Below are 19,918 nucleotides of genomic sequence, written 5' to 3' on the forward strand. Positions count from 1 at the left end.
GTAAGCCGAACGCCGGCCCCAGCGTTACTCCGGGGCCAAAAAACACGTATCGCGGCCCGGTTATAACGTGCCGGTATAGGTCTGGCCGGTTCCGCCATAGTCGTTGATGATTTGCCAGCTCAGGCTGCCTCCCCCACCCTGCGCCGTCGGTAACGGAAAACTGGCGGTAGCTTGCGGCGCAACCATGGTGTTGCCGGTAATGGCACTGCCGTTCAGCTTCAAATTAAAAAAGGTGAGGTAATAGGGTGAAGGGTTGGTCACCTGCAGCCGATCGCCGCTGCGCCGCCACGTTACTTTGCCGGCCGCTTCTTCCGGATTACCGGCCAGCCCCTGGGGACGATAAATCAGCTTGATGCGGGTCTTGATCGCAATTTGCAGCGTGTTTTCTTTCTTTTCTACCGAAGGAATAGACTTCACATTCAGCCAATACAGCGATTCTCTGTCCGTCGGCAAATTGCCGCCCGCACGCACTACGCGTAGCAGGTTATTTTGGCCGCCGTCCAAGCGAAACAACGGTGGGGTGATGATAAACGGCGCTTTAGCGCTTTCCCCCTCTTGAGCATCGACCCAGGATTGGATCAAATAAGGCACCGCATCCGGATTATTGATATTCAGAGCGGACTCTTTTTTACCTCCGTCGTATATCAGCCGTGTCCCGCCCACGATCACGCCGGCCTGAGCCGGAGCCCAAAGCGCCATCAATAACGCTGCCGTCAGCGCAAAATATCCCGCTTTCATTTTGTTATCTTCCCCGATGAATAAAGAGCCAGAGACACAGCCTCTGGCCCATTTTTCTAACGCTCACGCCGATATAACGGCGTGAATTTACTGATAGACAATAGTGAAGTTGGCGGTGGCGTTCGCGCTACCGACGGAAACGGTATCGTAAGCGTAATAACGCGCCACAAAGCCCAGAACGTTGTCTTTGTTCTCTGCCAGCGTATATACGCGGGAATCGTTGCCGATATTGAGCACATTGCTGGCATCATCCAGCAACTGTACGCCAACGCCACCAGCAACATCGGCGGCGTCAGTCAGCTTCAACAGCCCGGACTGGCCCTGAACTTGAGTGCCGTCAAAACGCACGGTGGCGCCGGTGACAGTCGCCGGGCAGTTTTTTAACACCAGGTTGAATGCCTTGGCACCTGCAGTATTAGATTGAATAAACGCATCTTTGGCGATCTTACCCAGAGCGACCTGCTTGTTTTGGGAGTCCGGATCGACGGTGCACGACTGATCGGTGATGCTACCGGTGATATTCAGCTTGCCATCAGCGGCAAATACGGAGGTGGTAAATGCAGACGCGGTCAAAACAGCTACAGCCAGCAGATTCTTTTTCATCCTACTTTCCTTAAAATTATGCAAAATATGCATGGTTTTATTTCCGACATATCCTTAATGTCATTCCCTTTTATTTAGTTCCACGAAGAGCAAATACCCTTTACCAAACTTATTGATGGCCTAAGGCTTATTCACCCAAACGATTCATTTTGAACTAAAGTGACTCCTTTGGTTTTTAAAACCAAAAAACAAATAAAAGATAGAATTTAAAGCCAAATAGAAAACAAAATAACCTCAAATCAGACCAAAAAACCAAGGAATTGGCCGATTGATTTAAAATGACTTTTCTTTGATTAGGATTTTGCTTAGATGGCTGGAGTGCGGAAGAAATGAAACATGAACACAACGCTATGTTTTTAAAAAATATTTTCCTTTGTCAGGCAAAGTGAGCGTAGGAATATTGACATTGTTTTTACGCGTCCTTACAGTATGTTTCAGTTTAGTTCAAAGTGACTCCTTGCCGTTACTCTATTAAATCGCGCTTACCAAATTTCTTTAAAGCGCTGTGCATTGCTGGCGGTATAAATCACTGTATTCTGAATATTTCGGTGCCCGAGGTAATCCTGAATTAATCGGGTATCGATACCTCGGTCCGCCAACGCAAATCCGCAACCATGCCGCAGCATATGCGGATGGGCGTTAATCTCCAGTTTCGCCACCTTACTGTAATGACGAAGCAGGCCGTAAATACGTTGGCGCGACAAACGCCCGCCCCGATTGGAAAGAAATAACCATTCCTGATCGGCCCAACGGTGTTGCCGGCGTTTATCCAGCCAACGCCGCAAACATTGCCTTTCTCGCAGATAAAGCGGATGCACCGTGGAAAAACCATTCTTCAAGCGATGAACATAAATGTTGCCGCCTTCCAGATCGATATCCGACAAACGCCATCCCCCAATTTCACTGGCGCGGCAACCATGAATAAAACACATATAAATCAGACAATAATCGCGTTCTGGATTCTTTCCATGCAGCGTGACCTCAAGCAGTCTCTCCACTTCAGAAGGCGTCAGATGTTTACGATTAGACATACAACCTCTATTACTTTGATCGGAAAAATGTGGCTGTCATTTTCCTTTTACATCACCACAATGGACACTCAGGGTTTCCCCTGGCTATGGATAGGTTCCTGCATCCAGCGCGGAGTATAACGGATTTGCCAAACGCGAACAGTGTACAGGGATTAATCCCCCCTTCAGCGCCCCCCTTGAGGCCCCCTCATTAATGAAAACCGCAGCTCAACTGCCACCATCAGAAATAATAAGGACGTCATACTTCCCGATTCACTTTAGTTTGCGTTAATACTTCCATTTCACACATGCGCTAAAATTGGCAAACAAACCGACAAAACAAAGAAAAATCCTAATAAAATCGCGAGGCGCCATGGGTTTCAAAGCGTTATACGGCTCGTAAAAAAACGAAATAAATCCGCCGGCGCGAACGTATCTTAACCAAACCTATAAGTATTAATCTTTATGTGAATCGATAAGAGGAAAGGTCAGGGCAGGAGGAAATAAAAGTCACGATGGGGAATAACCCAGGTCTGACCGCCGCACACGGCCGCCTGGGGGGGGGGGAATTATTGACTGGTCATAACGTGACACAGCTCGCCAAGGGTCAGATCAGGCCGTTCGATAAACATTTCCGCATTGAGCGTAATGCCGAACTCACGCCTAACCAGCAGCATCAACTCCATATAATCTAGGCTGTCCAACCCCAACTGTTGCAGCGGCATATCGGCCGATAGCAGCGTTCTGTCCAATCCTTTGGCTTCATACAACAGGCCGCAAATCGCCTCATACAATCGATGATACTTTTCCATATCCCCTACCATTATCCATTGTGATTGCCGAATACCAGCGCTGCATTAGCACCGCCGAAACCGAAGTTGAGACTCATGACATTGCGCAAACGACCGCGACGATGCCCCTCGCGGATATAATCGAGATCGCATTCGGGATCGCTCTCGTGCAAATGGCAGGTTGCCGGCATCATTTGCTGCTGCAACGCCTGTAGGCAGACGATCGCCTCAAAGCTGCCGGATGCGGCGAGCAAGTGCCCGGTATAGGATTTCGTGCTGGAAATGGGTGTACGGTAAGCATCGCGCCCCAAAGCCGCCTTGATCGCAGCGGTTTCGTTCACATCGCTTTGCGCCGTCGACGTGCCATGCGCATTGATATAGTCGATTTCATGATTGCCTAGCCCCGCCTGTTCCAGAGCCCATCGAATGGTTTTCACCTTGGCCTGCGGATCCTCCGCCGGTGCGGTGAGGTCAAAAGCGTCTGAAAAGTTGCCGTATCCCTTGACCTCCCCCAGTATTGTCGCGCCGCGCGCTAAAGCCGCCTCTCGCTCCTCAAGACACAACACGGCGGCCCCTTCCGCCAACACGAAGCCACTGCGCTCCCGGCTGAACGGGCAACTGGCCTTGGTGATATCCTTTTGCTCCCGACTCAGCAAACGCAACGCGTCGATGTTCCATATCGCGCCATTGCCGCTCAGTGATTCCGACGCGCCGGCCAACATCATTGAAGCGCGGCCGCTGCGGATCACCTCAAACGCATCGCCAATCGCGATGCCGCCGGTCGCACAGGCCGCCGCCGGCGAACTTTGATAACCCCGTAACTGCCAATGTTGGCCGCATATGGCGGTCGCAATATTGGGCATTGCGTGAAAACAGCCAAACAGCTGCCCCATGCCGGATTGCAGATAGTCCGCATTGTTTTGCATGATCTCATCCTGGCCGCCCCAGCCGCTGCCGATAATCACCCCGCAGTCCAACGACGAATAAAAATGCCCGGGCCTCACGTGGCCAGATGAAAACGCCATGTCGATCGCTTCCGTGGCGGCGGCCAGCGCCAGCCTGGCGAATCTGGGCAGACGGCGGCTTACCCGCGCGGCAACGCCTTCCAACGCCGGTTCGGCCTCCAGCAAAGCAAAAAAGCGCGCGTGGATCCCCGCCGCCGATTTATCGTGATAGCGATAGGCCAAACGGTTGGCCATGATCGCCTGCCAGTTTTGCGGCGCGTTGCCACCCAGCGCGGTGACGGCGCCGTAACCGGTGACCACCACGCGTCTTGTATTCCGTTCTTTGTCCATGCTTACTCCCCTTGCCCGGATGCGAAAGCCTCGTTGCCGCCCAGCGCCAGCCAGAGCTGCATCGTGGCGTTCAGGTAGCGATATTGCAGTGCCGACAGTGAATTCTCGCTGGCTAACACCGCCTCTTGCGCGTCCAGCAACGTTTGCAGCGCGACGGAACCGGCCTGATATTGATGGCGGGCCAATGCCACGGCTTGTCGCCCCATCGCCAGATGCCGCTGCTGATTGCCGATTTGCCGCTGCGCTTCCAGACGTTCCCGCATGGCGCTGTCTACCTCTGCCAGCGCGCGGTAAACCGCATCGCGAAATTGAATCTCCGCGCGCTGCACCTGCAACGTCGCTTTGTCGCTGGACAAGCGCATCTTGCGCCACTCGATGAACGGCAGCGTCAACGTCGCGCCCAGCGAGCGCGAAGGTTCACTGAACCATTGGCGGAAAAGCCCGCTGCCGGCATCCAGTGCGGCATCCAGACTCAGCGCCGGATAAAAACGCAATGTAGCGGCCTCCGCACCGGCCAGCGCCGCCCGCAGGCGCCGCTCCGCCGCCTGCACATCCGGCCGTCGCGCCATCACCGCCGCCGGCAGACGTGGCGCAATGGGCACCTCGTTGATCGGTAGCGCTCGCCTTTCGCTGTATCGCAGCAAGGGTGAACGGCCGAACAACAGCGCCAGCGAGTTGCGAGCGTCTTCCCGCTGCCGTACCAGTTCATCCCGTTGATTCTCACGCGCCAATAGGTTTTGCTCCGCCTGCAACAACTCGAATCGGCCGACGTCGCCGGCGGTGTGACGTGCCGCCACCAGCCGTACAGTCTCACGCGCGAACGCCACCGCCTGTTGCTGATGGGTGACTTGCTGATTCAAATCGGCGATCTGCCAATACCCGCGAGCGGTAGCGCCGATCAAAGTCAACGCGGTATTGCGCCGATCCAACTCCGAAGCGACGGCCAGCCACTGAGCCTGCTCGCGAATGCGCGCCAGCTTGCCCCATAAATCCAGTTCATAACTCAGTGACAGCCCTGCGCGGTAACTTTCTTGCGGCCGCGCCGCGCCGCGCAATGCCTTGGTATTGCGGCCACTCAGGCTGGCGGCCAGGTCGGGGGTCGCATTGCCGGCTACCAACCCGGCCTCCAACATCGCCTCACGCCACTGCAATCCAGCCAGCGCCAGATCCTGATTCGCGATGAGCACGCCATCGATCAGCGAGGAAAGCTGCGGATCATTGAAGTTTTCCCACCAGGCGACGCCTGCCCGCAATGAACCGGAACGTTCATCGACCACGCGCCACTGCTGCGGCAACGACGGTGGCGCCGTGGCGTCGATCGGCCGCCCTCCGCAAGCGCTCAAAGACAGCATGACCAGTCCATAAATCAAAAGTCGGTTCATTCTCGCGCCAACGCCTCCACCGGCTGCAGGCGCGCGGCGGCACGGGCTGGAAAGAAGCCGAACCCGACGCCGATCAACGCCGAAAACCCGCAGGCCAGCAGCAATGGCGGCCAGGTAAAGATCATCGTCACCTGCGGCGCCAAGCCGCTCAGAATCCCTTTAACCAGCGCGGCGCAGGCTATCCCCAACACGCCCCCCAGGCTGCAGATCACCACCGCCTCAATCAAAAATTGCCGCATAATGTCTTTCTCAGCGGCGCCCACCGCCAATCGAATGCCGATCTCATGGGTTCGTTCCGTCACCGAAACCAACATGATGTTCATCACCCCCACCCCACCGACCAGCAGCGAGATGGCGGCAATCGCGGTAATCAGCAATCGCATGGAGTCGGAGGCACGCTGAATGGATTGCGTCAGTTGATCGTCGGTCAGCGTGAAAAAATCCCGCCGGCCATGTTCTACGGTCAAACGCCGGGTCACATCCCGCCTTGCCGCTTCCAACGTCAATTTTTCATTCACTCGCATCACAATCGATTCCAGCGGCATATCGCCGGCGATGCGGCCAGTCAGGGAGGTATGGGGCAGCCAGGCAAGCGGTTGAGAACCGGCGTATTGGGCGCCGCGGCGCTGCGCGACGCCGATCACCCGATAAGGCACACCCGCGATCAGCAAAACCGCGCCCACCGGATCTTGCCGGGAAGAAAACAGAGCCTGTTGCAGCAAGGGATCGATCACCGCCACCGGTGCGCGGTCACTCAGATCCTGCGCAGTAAACAGACCACCGGAAAGCAGCCGAATGCCCTGCGTGCGGAAATACCCTTCGCCGACGCCCATCACGGCGAGCGGCACCTGCTTGCCTTCGCGCACGGCCGACAGTTGAGTGCTGATAACCGGCGAAACGCTGTCGACATAAGGCAAGGCCGCCAGCAGCGCTGCATCCCACGCACTCAGCGAACGCGCAAAATCGGGACGCGTTTTTTCCCATCCCAATCCGGGACGAATGTCCAACGTGCTGGAGCCGAGCTGGCTGATTTCCCTGAGGATGCTTTGGCGCGTGCCTTCACCGATGGCGATGGCGGAAACGACCGCCGCAATGCCGATGATGATGCCGAGCATCGATAATAATGCCCGGACCCGATGCCCTAATAATGCCCGCCAAGCCATGCCGAGCGCCTCTCGCAGCGCCGCCCAAGGGCTCATGCGTTTCAGCGGCGCAGCCAACGCCAGCGGCCTCTCGAACGCAAAACGCTGTCGGGCGACATCGTGGCGACGATCCGCCACGATCTCGCCGTCGCCGATCTCAATGATCCGCTGCGCCTGCTCGGCGATCCGCCGATCGTGCGTCACGATGACCACGGTGTGTCCGACAGCGTTCAGCTCATGCAAAATGGCCATCAGCGCCTGACCGCTGGTGCTATCCAACGCGCCGGTAGGTTCATCGGCCAAAATGATTTCCGCGCCGTTCATAAGAGCTCGGGCAATACTGACCCGCTGTTGCTGCCCACCGGAAAGCTGCGCCGGACGATGGCCACCGCGCTGCGCCAACCCGAGGCGAGCCAACAAATGCGCGGCCCGCAGGCGGCGCTCGGCGGCCGGCATGGCGGTATACAATGCAGGGATCGCCACGTTCTCACCGGCCGTCAGATAGGGCATCAGATGATAGCGCTGGAAAATAAAGCCGATATGCCGACTGCGGAGCCGCGCCAGGCGATTGCCGTCGGCTTGCCCAATCGCCACCCCGTTGATGTACACATCCCCCTGAGAAGGCTTGTCCAGACAACCGATAATATTCATCAACGTCGATTTTCCGGAGCCGGAGGCGCCGACGATAGCGACCATTTCTCCCCGCTGAATGCTCAGGGAAACGCGTTTGAGGACCGTGATTTTCTGATCTCCGGCTTGAAACTCGCGCGAAACGTTCTCCAAAACGATAATGGGATCCGTGCTAGCTGACATGCTCACCCTCCGTATCTGGCTGGTGTTCCAGCAGCACTTGCTCACCCACTCTCACGCCTTCCAACACTTCCGCATAGCGGCGATCGCGCTTCCCGATGCGCACGCTGCGCGCGACAACCCGCTGGCCTTCCAACACTCTGATCTGATAGCGCTCGCCATCCAGAGCCTCTCCCAATGCCGCCATCGGCAGCCGCACCACCCCCGTGGCGCGTTCGGTAATGATGAATACCTGCGCCGTCATCGCGGTGCGTAATCGACGTTCGCCGTTGGCGACGGCAAATACGCCGTTGTAATACACCGCCGCCGTTTGCTGGCTTGAATTTCTGCCCAGCGGATCGGCTTCCAGCGCTTCTGCCGGCGCTTGCTGTATCGCACCCATGACCCCTTCATATCGGCGGCGGGGATCGGCGGCGACATAAAACCACAGCGGCTGCCCCGCCCTCACCTGCAAGATGTCATTTTCCGATATGCGGGTATGCACCATCATCGTATCCACGTCTGCCATCACCAAAATGGTCGGTGCGCTTTGCGATGAGACGATGGTTTGCCCTTCCTGAGTGACGATACCCAGCACTTCGCCGTCGATAGGCGCGGTAATACGGGTAAAAGCCAGGTTGGCTCTCGCCGTTTCCTGCGCGACTTCGGCCTGAACGATCTGCGACTCGTTCACTTTCAACTGCGCCAGTTGCGCGTCGTGCTGCGCCTGCGCTTTTTCCAAATCGCTGGCCACGCCGGCACGATCTCGCGCCAACGCCCTTTGCCGCGTCAACTCCAGTTGGTACTGCTTGAGCTGCGCCTGACTCGCCAATTTCTGCGCCTGCGCGCTGCGTAATTCGGCCTGCGACTTGCGCAGTTCGTTAAGTTGCAACGTCGGATCTATCTCGGCCAACAGCTGGCCCTGAGCCACTCTGTCCCCCGGTTTGACATACAGTTTTTTCAGTTGGCCGTTGACCTGCGCGCCAACGTTCACCTGCCGGGCCGGTTTCAAAATGCCGGTAGCCAACACGCTTTTTTCGATGTCGCCGCGATCGACGCGCGCCGTCTGCGGCGGTGATGCGTCAGGCGCCCGATTCAACCCTAACAGCCCGCCGGCCAGCCCCCCCAACACGATCGCCACCAGTGCTACACGCCGCCAGCGTTTCTTTCCGGGCACGTCACTCCACCTCAGCACAGTCATTCATCCTGGTGTCGACGGCGGCCAACAACCGGCCCTGCGACAAATGCAGCACCCGATCAAACAACGGCAGCAGCCGCGGGTTATGCGTCACGGTCACCAGGGTTTTCCCCTTCTCGCGGCAATGCGCTACCAGAGCCGACATCACCGCCGCAGCGGTTTTTTCATCCAGATTCGCCGTCGGTTCATCCAGCACCAACACCGGACAACGGCTGTACATGGCACGCGCCAGCAACAGACGCTGCCGTTGCCCCAGCGACAGCCCGGCATGGCTCTCTCGCACCAGAGCGTTCACGCCTCCGGGCAGCTGCGCCACCGCATCCGCCAGCCCCAAACTGCATAGCGCCTGTTCCACTTGTCTCTGCTGGCCCGGCGCCGACGGGGCGAACAGCGTGACGTTTTGCAACACCGAGGCATTGAACAGAATGTCCTCCTGGCTTTGCAGGAAGAACAGCCGCTGCGCGGCGGCGTTAGCCAGCACGCGGCCATCCAGCGTCAGTTCCCCCCGCTGCGGCGTCAACAGACAGGCGAGCACCTTCAGCAAGGTGCTCTTGCCCGCGCCGGAACCGCCGCAGATGGCGATACACTCGCCCCGTTCCAGCGTCAGCGACAGGTCGCGCAAAACCGGTTGGCCGGCGTCGTACGCGAAGCTCACCCCCCGATACGCCAACTGCACATCAAAATGGTTCACGCTTTCGTCGCCAGACCCGGTACGCAGAGATACGGCAGGAAACAGATCCCGCGCGCGCTCATCGATCACGTGCAGTTGGTTTTTCTGCAGGACGGCAAAAAAGATCTTGCTGGTGTAAGAGGTAAAAATTTCGCGCAGAAAGCTGTAGGCGAAGAATGCCCCCAGACTGAGTTCGCCCCCCTTTAGCAGCGGCAGCGCCAGCAGCATGAACACCACCATTTCCAGGCTGCCAATCAGTTGATAAATGCTGCCCTTGACCTGCTCATAGACTTTTTGCCGCTGCAGGCAGTTGAACAGCGAACGGGCATGCTCGGCAAAGCCCTCTTGCCGCTGGCCGGCGAGCCCGGCGGACTTGATGGTCGAAAACCCCTGAATGGTTTCCAGAATAAAATCATTCTGCGCCGCCCCTCTCACCTGCAGCTGCTGGGTGAAGTGGCGATCGCGATAAATGGCCCAAACGCTGATCGCCCCCATCAGCAGTACGCCGGCAATCGGCACCAGCGCCAACATCGGGCTCAAATAGCCCATCACCGCCAGCGCGATAGCAGCGATGATCCAGTCGGTGCGCAGGCCGTTATCCAGCTCGATTTTCTGGCCGGCGGCCATCTGCCAGCTGGTGAAACGACTGAAAATCTCGCCGGGCGCGCGCTTGCTGAAGAAATTCAGCGAATTTTCCAGCAGGCGGGAAAACCCGGCGGCGCCGTGCAGCAACACGAAGTTTTTGATAAAACGCTCGGTGATGATGCGCGCCATCAGGGCCAGCGCCGTGGATGCCACAAACGCCAGCAGATAGTAGGCGTAAGGAAACGCGACCTCACCGGCCATGGCGAACACCTGATTGATCGCGCTGGCGACCATCATCGGCATGATGAACAGCGTCAGCGAGATAAGAAACGTCATCGCCGCCAGGCGATAAATGCCGGCGATGCCGGCGGTATCCTTCAGGCTTAAACTGGCGAAAGCACCGCGTCGGTGGCTCCGCACGGCGGGGGTGGTGGACGGTAAATCGTCGCGATCGAGCACCAATGCGTAGCCGCTGATTTCCGCTTTCAAAGCGGCGTACGGCAGCAGCTGTTGCCCCAACGCCGGATTCATTACGCACACGTAACCGCCCTGACGATATGCCAGCAATACATAGTGGCCCGCGCCGTAATGCAGAATCGCCGGTAAAGGCAGCGCCGCCAGATCCCGGTGCTCGAACGCCACCGGATAAGCCGGCAACGCCAGCTCCCCTAAAATGGCGCACAGCGTCGCCAGCGAAGTGCCGTGTTGCGAAGCGGGGTAACGCTCACGCAGTTCCGTCAATGGCGCGCGAACGCCCTGCGTTTCCGCCAGCATGGCGATGCAGGCCAGCCCGCACTCATTGATTTCGCTCTGCAAGACCGGCGTAGGGAGGGTGTTTTCCATGCGTAGTGATATCCCTGACTTATTCGTTGATAAAAAATAGAGAGTGCGAATGCCACAGCAGCCAATCATCCGCATGTCGCCGCAGGGTGCGCTCGACGATCGCCGGCACGGCGCGGCCGACCTGTTCTGTAGCAATTGGTTCTTCTATGTGAATGCGAACGCCGCGCTCGTAATAAAGCGAATAGCACACCACTCGAGCCCGCATCGCTCGAGATAACCGAACGATACCGCTATGCAAATGCGCTGGCCGGTTGAACAAACGGCAAGCCAGTTTGGCCGAGGCGTCCCGGGTGCTGTTCAAGGTGTAATCCGGCGTGATGTCCGGGAAGAGGATGATGTTGCGCCGATGCTCCGTCGCCTCCAGCAGCGCCTGCGACAAGGTGCCGGCAATATGCCGGGGATCGTCGTGAATCGAGCAATAGTCGAGCCGCTGCCGCCATTCCCCCTCAGGCGCTCGCCGCGCTAACGTCTGTGCGTCACCGGAAACGATCACCGTTGCCCGCCCGGGATAAACGCCCGCGCCGACCAGCGTCGCCAACACATCGGAAACCGTGTGCATCGGCGCCAACAACACCGGCACCCCGGCGCGATGCAGCGGCTCCACCACCTGATTGAGCTGTAAAGTGCACTGCGCCAAATGCTCCATCAACACGGCGTTGCGGGCCTGGATCGCCGCCAAATCCAGCCATTGCCGCCGCTGCATCAGCCAGGCGAAGTCCAGCCTGCCGTCGCCCAACAGGCTTTGGCGATTCGCCTCAGCGACCGCTTGCCGGTGGCGAAAACGGCGTTGCTGCAGACCCCACCTCAACCGCCTCTGCATCTTTAGCCACAGGCGATAATCCACGCGCCGCAGCAGAGCGCACGTCAGACTCCGGCTCACCCCGGTGCGGACAGCCGAGAGACGCGCCACGGCGTCCAGGCCGTTACGCCAGGCCAGATAACCCCGAACCGCGAGCAGGCGCATCAGGGGGCCAGCGGCTTATCGTGCTGCAACAGCGACAGCAGTTGCTGGCTGAAAGCGGAAAACTCGCGGTCTTGCAACGCCAGCCATTTGCGATTGACGATAAAGCTGGGGGTCGCGTTGACCTGGTAATAGCGGCTTACCGCCGTCATATACGCCAACAGTTCCTTGACCCGCTCTGAATCTCTGGTCCGCTGATAGGCGGCCTCGTCGATGCCGTTGACCACCAACCAGGCACTGAGTTGCTTTTCATCCGCCAGATTGAGGTTTTCTTTGATAATGGCGCGGTAAGCGGCGGGACGATGCTGCGCCTCGATCCCCATGACCGTCAGGGTGGCGAAGAGGGGCGCAAAGGCCGCCATGCCGGCGTGATCGTCGTCGCTGAGATGCAGGCGCACCAATTTGGCTCCCGCCGGTAAGCGTTTTTCCAGCTCGGCCACGCCGCTTTCGTTAACTTCACAATAGTGGCAGGCGTAAGAGAAGACTTCGACAATGGCGTTATCGTCTTGCAATGGGCTTTGCTCTATTTTTTCCGGAGAGATAAAACTCAGGCTTTCCGCCGCCGGCGAGGCCATAACGTAATGCTGGAAATAAAGTGCAGTCAAAAAAGAAGAGGCGAAAATAATGACGAGCGTGTAACTAAAAAACAGCAAAGGACGTTTATACATAGCAGACGCATCCTGCGCATAAATAAATGCTCACTTGAGCATGAGCGTTATAAATCAGAAAGGGAGATTGACGGTTCAACGATAAAAAAGGAATTCATCTCCGTTATCAGGCGGTGCGCGCAAGCGCCCCGCCTGTCCATCACTAACCTAACTGCAAGCGTTCAGCTCGCATCAGCTCGGGATTGTCGGCGTGGAAGGGCAGCTCGCCACCGGCGCCGGATGATAGGTTTTTTTCACGCCGCCAAACTTATCGGCACAGGTGGTCACCAGTTGGCAAGTGCGGTTATTGCCACCGCCCACCCAGGCAAATTCCTTGGTACACACAAAAGTACCGCCGACGATGTTTGCCGCTTCAGACAGATTGATTTTCTTCATTACAATATCCTTATATATATTAAAATATAAACACACTACCCATCACTCTGCCTGCAAGACAGAGTAATTCTTCAATACATTGAAAAACATTTAATTGATAACAATGAGAGCGCTGCGGGAAAAAGAATAGCCCTCTCACACAAGCAGATCAATACAATTATTTACACTACACCGCAGGCTTAGTGGAATAAGTAACGTTTGATATAAGGATTATTCTAATTTAATTGCTTATAAAAACATGGAAGTTAATTTCACCCCCGGAATAGCCACGATTTATTTGAAGGATAATTCTCAGTTTAAGAGGTAATTAACCAAGAAAATTTCAGATCCGACCAGTTAACCGGTGCTGGAAACAGGCTGAAAAGATTGCTTCCTGCCGCGCCGGACTTACACTGGGCAACAGGACTCTCACTCTTAGGATGCCCATGCTCGCGACTCACGAATACGCCAACGACTTGATTCTGTTTGCCCTGATTGTCGACTGCGGCTCGTTCAGCAAGGCGGCGGAGAGCGCCGGCATTACCAGTTCGGTGGTCAGCAAACGCATCGGGCGGTTGGAAAAATCGCTCGGCGCCCGGCTGATGTACCGCACCACCCGCAGCCTGACGCTGACCGAAAGCGGCCAGGCGCTCTACCAGCAGGCCAAGGAGATCGGCGCCAAAGTGCAGGAAGCGCTGTACGCCGTCAGCGAAAAGAGCGAAGAGCTGACCGGCACCATTCGTATGTCGGTGCCGACCATTTCGGGTGAGCTGCTGCTGAGTGAAAGCGTGGCGGAGTTTTGCGCCCAGCACCCCAGCCTGAAGGTCGAGATGCGGCTGGAAAACCGCTTCGTCGATCTGGTGGAAGAAGGCATCGATCTGGCGATCCGTACCGGCACCATGCCGGACTCCAGCCTGATTGCGCGGCCGATTTTCGATTCCCGCTGGGTGATCGTCTGCTCGCCGGGCTATTTGGAGAACCACCCGGAGCCGCGCAATCCCGACGATCTGCTTAGCCACAACTGCCTGACCTATACCTATCAAGAGAGCGGCACCGCCAACTGGCTGATGAAGCGGCCAGGGCGCAACGAAATCTACGAGCTGCAGGTTGACGGCAACCTGTCGGCCAACAATGCGCGGGCGATCCGCAAAGCGGTGATCGGCGGCCACGGCATCGCCATGGTGCCGCGCTGCATGGTGTACGAAGATTTGCAGGAAGGCAAACTGACGGAGATCCTGGCCGGCCACTGCGGCAAGGTATTGGGCATTTACGCCGTCTACCCTTATACCCGCAATCTGCCGTTAAAAACTCGCCTGCTGATCGAACATATCATCGGTTCCTATCAAAATATCAGCCACTACTTTTAAGTTTCCACTCCTGATTATTTCCACGCGTCGTAAAGTACCGCGTGGATTACCGCATTTTTGGACATGAACTCGTGAACATTAACGCCTAATTAATGTGATCCAGCGCATTCATTACACAACATAAAAACCCATCCAATTGATTTTAAATCAATTTAATTCAGCCTCAACAGCCGGCATTTTTCCCGCCGCCGGCGCCATTCGCCGATGTTAAAAAATTATCGCGTGGCATCATCGCCAACGTTGTGATTAGAATGAAAATGTTGCGGTAATTAACCTTTCAGTTACATATCTCTGCCCATAAAAATAATAACCCTGAGGATCTTATGCCCCTGCTTTTCAGTATTGCGCCCATCGTCCTGCTGATATGGATGATGACCAAAAGGAATGGCGTGCCCTCTTATCTGGCCCTGCCGTTGACGGCCGTCGTGGTATATGCCCTGCAGCTCTGGTGGTTCGATGCCTCACTGCGGCTGCTGCATGCCAATATCATCACCGCGCTGGTCTCGACGCTGACGCCGATCACCATCATTGCCGGCGCCATCCTGCTCAACAAACTGATGCAGGTAAGCGGTGCGGAAAACGTGGTGCGCCGCTGGTTGGAAGCCGTTAGCCCCAACCCGGTGGCCCAACTGATGATTATCGGCTGGGCGTTCGCCTTTATGATCGAGGGCGCCAGCGGCTTCGGCACTCCGGCCGCCATCGCCGCGCCGATTCTGGTCGGGCTGGGCTTCAACCCGCTGCGCGTCGCCCTGCTGACGCTGGTGATGAACTCGGTACCGGTCTCCTTCGGCGCCGTGGGCACCCCCACCTGGTTCGGCTTCGCCAACCTCGGCCTGTCGGACGCCAGCCTGCTGGAGATCGGCCGGCAAACCGCGCTGATCCACGTTGTCGCCGGCTTCGTCATTCCTCTGCTTGCGCTGCGCTTTATCGTTTCCTGGCAGGATATTCGCCGCAACCTGCCGTTTATCTTGCTCAGCGTGCTGAGCTGCACCGTCCCCTATCTGCTGCTGGCCCAGGTGAACTATGAATTCCCGGCGCTGGTCGGCGGCGCTCTCGGCCTGGCGCTGTCGGTGCTGCTGGCGCGCGGCGGCATTGGCCTCGCCCGCGCGGAAAAACCGCAGAGCGCCGCGCAGGCGGTGCCGTTCATGCAGGTGGTCAAGGCGATGACGCCGACCCTGCTGCTGATTGCTATCCTGATAGTGACGCGCATTCACCAGTTGGGCCTCAAGGCGCTGCTCAACACCACCACGCTGCTGTGGCAGGAAAACCTCGGCTGGCTCGGGGAGCTGCGCATCAGCCAAGCGCTGATCGTCGAACTGCGGCAGGTGCTGGGCACCTCCGCCGCGGCCGGCTACAAAACGCTGTATGTCCCGGCGCTGATCCCGTTTCTGCTGGTGGTGGTGTTGTGCATTCCGCTGTTCCGTCTGAATGGCGGCCAGGTGCGGCAAATGTTCAGCGAAACCGGCGGGCGCATCACGCGCCCCTTTATCGCCCTGTTCGGCGCGCTGGTCATGGTCAATCTGATGATGCTGGGCGGCGACAACGCGCCGGTGATCCTGATCGGGAAAGCGTTGGCGGCGCTGACCGGCGACAGCTGGCTGCTGTTCTCTTCGTTCCTCGGCGCGCTGGGCTCGTTCTTCTCCGGTTCCAACACCGTTTCGAACCTGACGTTCGGCGGCATTCAGCAATCGATCGCCCAGAGCAGCGGCCTCGACGTCAATCTGACGCTGGCCTTGCAGTCCGTCGGCGGCGCCATGGGCAACATGGTATGCCTGAACAACATTATCGCGGTCTGTTCGATCCTGGGGATCGGCAACGCCGAAGGCAAAATCATCAGAAAGACCGCGCTGCCGATGCTGGCGTACGGTGGGATCGCGGCCGCTATGGCGGCGATCCTCTCGCTCTGACTGACAACCCGTTATTTGCAAGAAGACAAGAAGGTAAACACTATGATCATCTCCGCGTCAACCGACTACCGGGCCGCCGCCCAGGCCAAACTGCCGCCGTTTCTGTTTCACTACATCGACGGCGGGGCCTACGCGGAGCATACGCTGAAGCGCAATACCGCAGATCTGGCCGATATTGCCTTGCGCCAGCGCGTGCTGCGCAATATGTCCGAACTCAGCCTGGAGACCACGCTGTTCGGCGAGCAGCTGGCGATGCCGGTGGCGCTGGGGCCGGTGGGGCTGACCGGCATGTACGCCCGCCGCGGCGAAGTGCAGGCCGCGCGCGCCGCGGCCAAAAAAGGCATTCCGTTCACGCTGTCCACCGTGTCGGTCTGCCCCATCGAAGAGGTGGCCCCGGCGATCGATCGGCCGATGTGGTTCCAGCTCTACGTGTTGAAAGACCGCGGCTTTATGCGCAACGCGCTGGAGCGCGCCAAAGCCGCCGGCGTGAAAACGCTGGTGTTCACCGTCGACATGCCGGTGCCCGGCGCCCGTTACCGCGACGCCCACTCGGGGATGAGCGGCCCCAACGCCGCCCTGCGCCGCGTGCTGCAGGCGTTTACCCATCCGCAGTGGGCCTGGGATGTCGGCCTGTTCGGCAAGCCGCACGATCTGGGCAACGTCTCGGCCTACCGCGGCAAACCGACCAGCCTGGAAGACTACATCGGCTGGCTGGGCGCCAACTTCGATCCGTCGATTTCCTGGAAAGACCTGGAGTGGATCCGCGAATTCTGGGACGGCCCGATGATCATCAAAGGCATTCTGGATCCGGAAGACGCCAAAGACGCAGTGCGCTTCGGCGCCGACGGCATCATCGTCTCCAACCACGGCGGCCGCCAGCTGGACGGCGTGCTGTCGACCGCGCGCGCCATGCCGGCGATCGCCGACGCGGTGAAAGGCGACATTACCTTACTGGCCGATTCCGGCATCCGCAGCGGCCTGGACGTGGTGCGCATGATCGCGCTGGGCGCCGACAGCGTGCTGCTGGGGCGCGCCTTCGTCTATGCGCTGGCGGCGGCCGGCGAAGCCGGGGTGGCTAACTTGCTGGATCTGATCGACAAGGAAATGCGCGTCGCCATGACGCTCACCGGCGCGAAAACCATTGCGGAGATCAACGCCGGATCGCTGGTCAGAAACGCCTGACTCACAGCGGCTGCACGCCCTCCGGATAAGCGTTGTAGCTCATCTTGCTGATGAAGGCCCCGGCCGGTGACACCAGAACCCGGCCGGCGGCGTCCAACCCGAGGAAGGTGCCGGTGCAGCGCCCGGAGATAAAGTCGAAGAAGAACACCGAGCACACCGGGATAATCTTTTCCCGGAAGGTGAACAGGAACATCTCGTCCTCAAACTTGTAGTAAGTGGCGTAATCCATGTCGCCGTGCCCGAACTGCTCGCCGCGCAGGTTTTGCCAGGCATAACGCTCGGTGTTGACGTAGAAGTGCTCATAGTAATGGTTGGGGCTGTAAACGTTCAGCGTGCGATAACCGATCAGCTCGCGGGTCAGATGCGGCGCGATGCCGCCCGGCGTGACGCCGGCAATCAGCCCAACGTGGAAGCTTTGCTTGAGGCGGGATCCCTTTTCCACCGTTTGTTCGGGCAACAGCGTGCTGCGCACCAGCAGCGCCCGGCCGCTGTCGCGGTTGAGCACCAGCGTCAGGCATTCGTTGCCCGGCGACTGCAGCGGAATATTGAAGAAATAGCGCGCGGCGGAGGTTTGCACCTCTTCGTAAGCGTCCTCACCGCTCTCCCCTTCCCAGGCCCACAACACCCGTTGCCGGTCGGCGCTGAAACGCAGCGTGATGTCCCCGCCGTCTTCAAAGGCGATCTGCAGCGTTTTGCCGCGCCAGTCCTGAGAGCCCGGCAACCGGTTGGTATCGATGCCGCGCGCGAAATCATCGTAATTCTTCCAGTCCGGCTCGGCATTTTGATTCAGTACGGATGATTCTGCTGACATCTTCGCTCTCCTTGATTGAATGGGATAAAACTCGTCTCAAACGTCGGCGACGCCCGCCGGCTTCACCGCTCGGCGGTTCACCACGGCAGGGGCGGTTTCATCGAGAAAACAACTCAGTACCCCGGCGCACACGGCACCGGCGGCCGCCAGCCACATTACGCTGACCAGGCCGTAGCGATCGGCGATCAGCCCAGCGATAAACGGCGCCAGGCAGCCGCCAATCACCTCGCCGATCCCCATCACCAGCCCCAACGCGGTGGCGATGCGCGCCGGCGACACCGTTTCCGACGGGATGGTGGCCATAAACAGCGTGAAACAGCCAAGGCCGGTATAAGACAGGAACACCAGCACGCCCAGCAGCCACGGATTGGCGACGTAGCTCAGGAACAGCGGGCAGCACACCGCCAGCAGCGAAAAGAAAATCAGCGTCGGTTTGCGCCCGAGGCGATCGGAGATCGCCGGTACCGCCACGCCCCAGAAGACCCAGGCGGCGCCGATGGCGCTCATGATGCCGCCCATCGTGCCTTCACCGAAGCCACGGTCGGTCACCAAAAAGTTAGGGGTGAAGGTAATGATGATCATGAACCAGGTGACGAACACGCAGGAGATCAGAATGCACAGCGCCACGTTCTTGATTTTGAACAGCTCGCCGTAAGCGGCCTTGCCCGCCGGCTTACCCGCCGCCGGCGCGGCGCTGAAAGCGGGATCCTTTTTGCCGTTCACATAGCGATAGATCAGCCACGCCAGAATGATGCCCGGCACGGCGGTCAGGTGAAACGCCATGCTCCATCCCCACTTCTGCGCCAGATAGATGATCAGCGGCGGCGCGATGATGCCGCCCAACAGCCCCGGCGCCGCGCCCTGGATCAATCCCATGTTGAAACCGCGGCGCTGCGGCTGCGATCTTTCCACCATCAACGATTGCGCGATCGGCAATACCGGCCCCTCAGCAATCCCCATCAGCGCCCGGAAGATCAATAACATGGCAAACCCGCTGACCAGCCCCGACAGCGCGGAGAACAGCGAAAACACTAAGATGGACAGGATCAGCATCGGTTTACGGATATTAAAGCGATCGGCTATCGCCCCCAACCCGGCGCCGGACAGCGCCCAGGTTAGCGCCAACACCGCCGACAGCGTGCCGAGATGCACGTTGCTGAGCTTGAGGTCGGCGGCAATCATCGGAAACAGAAACGAGATGGTCAGACGATCGACGAACACGCAGCCGAACACGAAAAACAAAATAATCAGCAACCGGTTCTCTTCACTTAATGCTCTGCGTGCCGCTGGCGATGTATTCATAGCGTCATTTGTCCATAAGTTAACTTATGAATGGCGACCCGCCATGGCATAAGTGTGTTAAGCGCTCGGCCAAGAGAGAAATTGGCCCTCCGTCACGACAACAACTCATTAACATGTTAATGACATAAAATTATCGCAAGCCGGCGGTCTGTCAACCGGCGCTCTTCGAGAGACAAATGAAATTCTGAACGGGTACTATTTCAATATCGCATTATCACCTTCAGGTTATTTATCCTTCTGTTCTTGATACATATAAAATAATGTCCGGTACTTTCTTGCGATTAAAAAAAGCCTGTTTGCGCGTTATTTGCGAATAATCC

17 protein-coding genes are annotated in these 19,918 nt (G+C 58.0%); 3 read left to right on the plus strand and 14 right to left on the minus strand.

Features of this window, described 5'->3' with window-relative positions:
• Nucleotides 1-60: 60 nt before the first annotated feature.
• The 12 genes from ACJ8J1_RS16175 to ACJ8J1_RS16230 all read right to left on the minus strand — a co-directional run bounded on the left by ACJ8J1_RS16175 (nucleotide 61) and on the right by ACJ8J1_RS16230 (nucleotide 13,050).
• On the minus strand, nucleotides 61-738 hold the full coding sequence (locus ACJ8J1_RS16175) for a fimbrial biogenesis chaperone (protein WP_033644813.1): 678 nt from the start codon (nucleotides 736-738) through the stop codon (nucleotides 61-63).
• Between the two features lie 87 nt (nucleotides 739-825).
• Nucleotides 826-1,341 (minus strand): fimbrial protein, encoded by a 516-nt coding sequence (locus ACJ8J1_RS16180; RefSeq protein ID WP_033644812.1) that lies wholly within the window; start codon nucleotides 1,339-1,341, stop codon nucleotides 826-828.
• A 482-nt stretch (nucleotides 1,342-1,823) separates the two neighbouring features.
• The gene (locus ACJ8J1_RS16185) at nucleotides 1,824-2,372 is read right to left on the minus strand and encodes a tyrosine-type DNA invertase (RefSeq protein ID WP_033644811.1); all 549 of its coding nucleotides are present in this window, start codon (nucleotides 2,370-2,372) and stop codon (nucleotides 1,824-1,826) included.
• 548 nt (nucleotides 2,373-2,920) lie between these two features.
• Entirely contained in the window at nucleotides 2,921-3,163 is a 243-nt protein-coding gene (locus ACJ8J1_RS16190; protein WP_033644937.1) for an acyl carrier protein, read from the minus strand.
• An 11-nt stretch (nucleotides 3,164-3,174) separates the two neighbouring features.
• Nucleotides 3,175-4,437: a beta-ketoacyl-[acyl-carrier-protein] synthase family protein gene (locus ACJ8J1_RS16195; RefSeq protein ID WP_033644809.1), complete on the minus strand. Its 1,263-nt coding sequence runs from the start codon at nucleotides 4,435-4,437 to the stop codon at nucleotides 3,175-3,177.
• A 2-nt stretch (nucleotides 4,438-4,439) separates the two neighbouring features.
• The gene (locus ACJ8J1_RS16200) at nucleotides 4,440-5,789 is read right to left on the minus strand and encodes an efflux transporter outer membrane subunit (protein WP_046688534.1); all 1,350 of its coding nucleotides are present in this window, start codon (nucleotides 5,787-5,789) and stop codon (nucleotides 4,440-4,442) included.
• Nucleotides 5,790-5,815: 26 nt separating this feature from the next.
• Nucleotides 5,816-7,774 carry a MacB family efflux pump subunit gene (locus tag ACJ8J1_RS16205; protein ID WP_033644807.1) on the minus strand — a complete coding sequence of 653 codons (1,959 nt, stop codon included), beginning with the start codon at nucleotides 7,772-7,774 and terminating at the stop codon, nucleotides 5,816-5,818.
• The gene (locus ACJ8J1_RS16210; protein ID WP_226773025.1) at nucleotides 7,764-8,858 is read right to left on the minus strand and encodes an efflux RND transporter periplasmic adaptor subunit; all 1,095 of its coding nucleotides are present in this window, start codon (nucleotides 8,856-8,858) and stop codon (nucleotides 7,764-7,766) included. The genes ACJ8J1_RS16205 and ACJ8J1_RS16210 overlap by 11 nt, the downstream gene beginning before the upstream one ends.
• Nucleotides 8,859-8,928: 70 nt before the next feature.
• On the minus strand, nucleotides 8,929-11,046 hold the full coding sequence (locus tag ACJ8J1_RS16215) for a peptidase domain-containing ABC transporter (RefSeq protein ID WP_033644805.1): 2,118 nt from the start codon (nucleotides 11,044-11,046) through the stop codon (nucleotides 8,929-8,931).
• Nucleotides 11,047-11,065: 19 nt separating this feature from the next.
• On the minus strand, nucleotides 11,066-12,010 hold the full coding sequence (locus tag ACJ8J1_RS16220; RefSeq protein ID WP_033644804.1) for an ABC transporter: 945 nt from the start codon (nucleotides 12,008-12,010) through the stop codon (nucleotides 11,066-11,068).
• Complete coding sequence (locus tag ACJ8J1_RS16225; protein ID WP_033644803.1) at nucleotides 12,010-12,675, minus strand: DsbA family protein; 666 nt, start codon at nucleotides 12,673-12,675, stop codon at nucleotides 12,010-12,012. Before ACJ8J1_RS16225 ends, ACJ8J1_RS16220 begins: the two co-directional genes overlap by 1 nt.
• A gap of 171 nt (nucleotides 12,676-12,846) precedes the next feature.
• Nucleotides 12,847-13,050: a DUF4762 family protein gene (locus ACJ8J1_RS16230; protein WP_033644802.1), complete on the minus strand. Its 204-nt coding sequence runs from the start codon at nucleotides 13,048-13,050 to the stop codon at nucleotides 12,847-12,849.
• A gap of 425 nt (nucleotides 13,051-13,475) precedes the next feature.
• Here ACJ8J1_RS16230 and ACJ8J1_RS16235 point away from each other — a divergent pair, with 425 nt between their 5' ends.
• The 3 genes from ACJ8J1_RS16235 (at nucleotide 13,476) to lldD (ending at nucleotide 17,485) form a co-directional block, all read left to right on the plus strand.
• On the plus strand, nucleotides 13,476-14,396 hold the full coding sequence (locus ACJ8J1_RS16235; RefSeq protein WP_033644801.1) for a LysR family transcriptional regulator: 921 nt from the start codon (nucleotides 13,476-13,478) through the stop codon (nucleotides 14,394-14,396).
• Between the two features lie 323 nt (nucleotides 14,397-14,719).
• Complete coding sequence (locus ACJ8J1_RS16240) at nucleotides 14,720-16,303, plus strand: L-lactate permease (protein ID WP_033644800.1); 1,584 nt, start codon at nucleotides 14,720-14,722, stop codon at nucleotides 16,301-16,303.
• Nucleotides 16,304-16,345: 42 nt separating this feature from the next.
• Nucleotides 16,346-17,485, plus strand: coding sequence for an FMN-dependent L-lactate dehydrogenase LldD (lldD, locus tag ACJ8J1_RS16245; RefSeq protein WP_033632193.1), 1,140 nt, complete (start codon nucleotides 16,346-16,348; stop codon nucleotides 17,483-17,485).
• A 1-nt stretch (nucleotide 17,486) separates the two neighbouring features.
• Here the strand turns inward: lldD and ACJ8J1_RS16250 are convergent, their stop codons facing one another.
• Together ACJ8J1_RS16250 and ACJ8J1_RS16255 are read right to left on the minus strand one after the other, a co-directional pair.
• Entirely contained in the window at nucleotides 17,487-18,296 is an 810-nt protein-coding gene (locus ACJ8J1_RS16250; RefSeq protein ID WP_033644799.1) for a MoaF C-terminal domain-containing protein, read from the minus strand.
• A 36-nt stretch (nucleotides 18,297-18,332) separates the two neighbouring features.
• A complete protein-coding gene (locus tag ACJ8J1_RS16255) occupies nucleotides 18,333-19,598 on the minus strand; it encodes an MFS transporter (RefSeq protein ID WP_046687745.1) in 1,266 nt (421 codons plus the stop codon).
• Between the last annotated feature and the right edge of the window lie 320 nt (nucleotides 19,599-19,918).

Source organism: Serratia sp. CY37869 (assembly GCF_052168895.1).
GTDB classification, from domain to species: Bacteria; Pseudomonadota; Gammaproteobacteria; order Enterobacterales; family Enterobacteriaceae; genus Serratia; species Serratia ureilytica.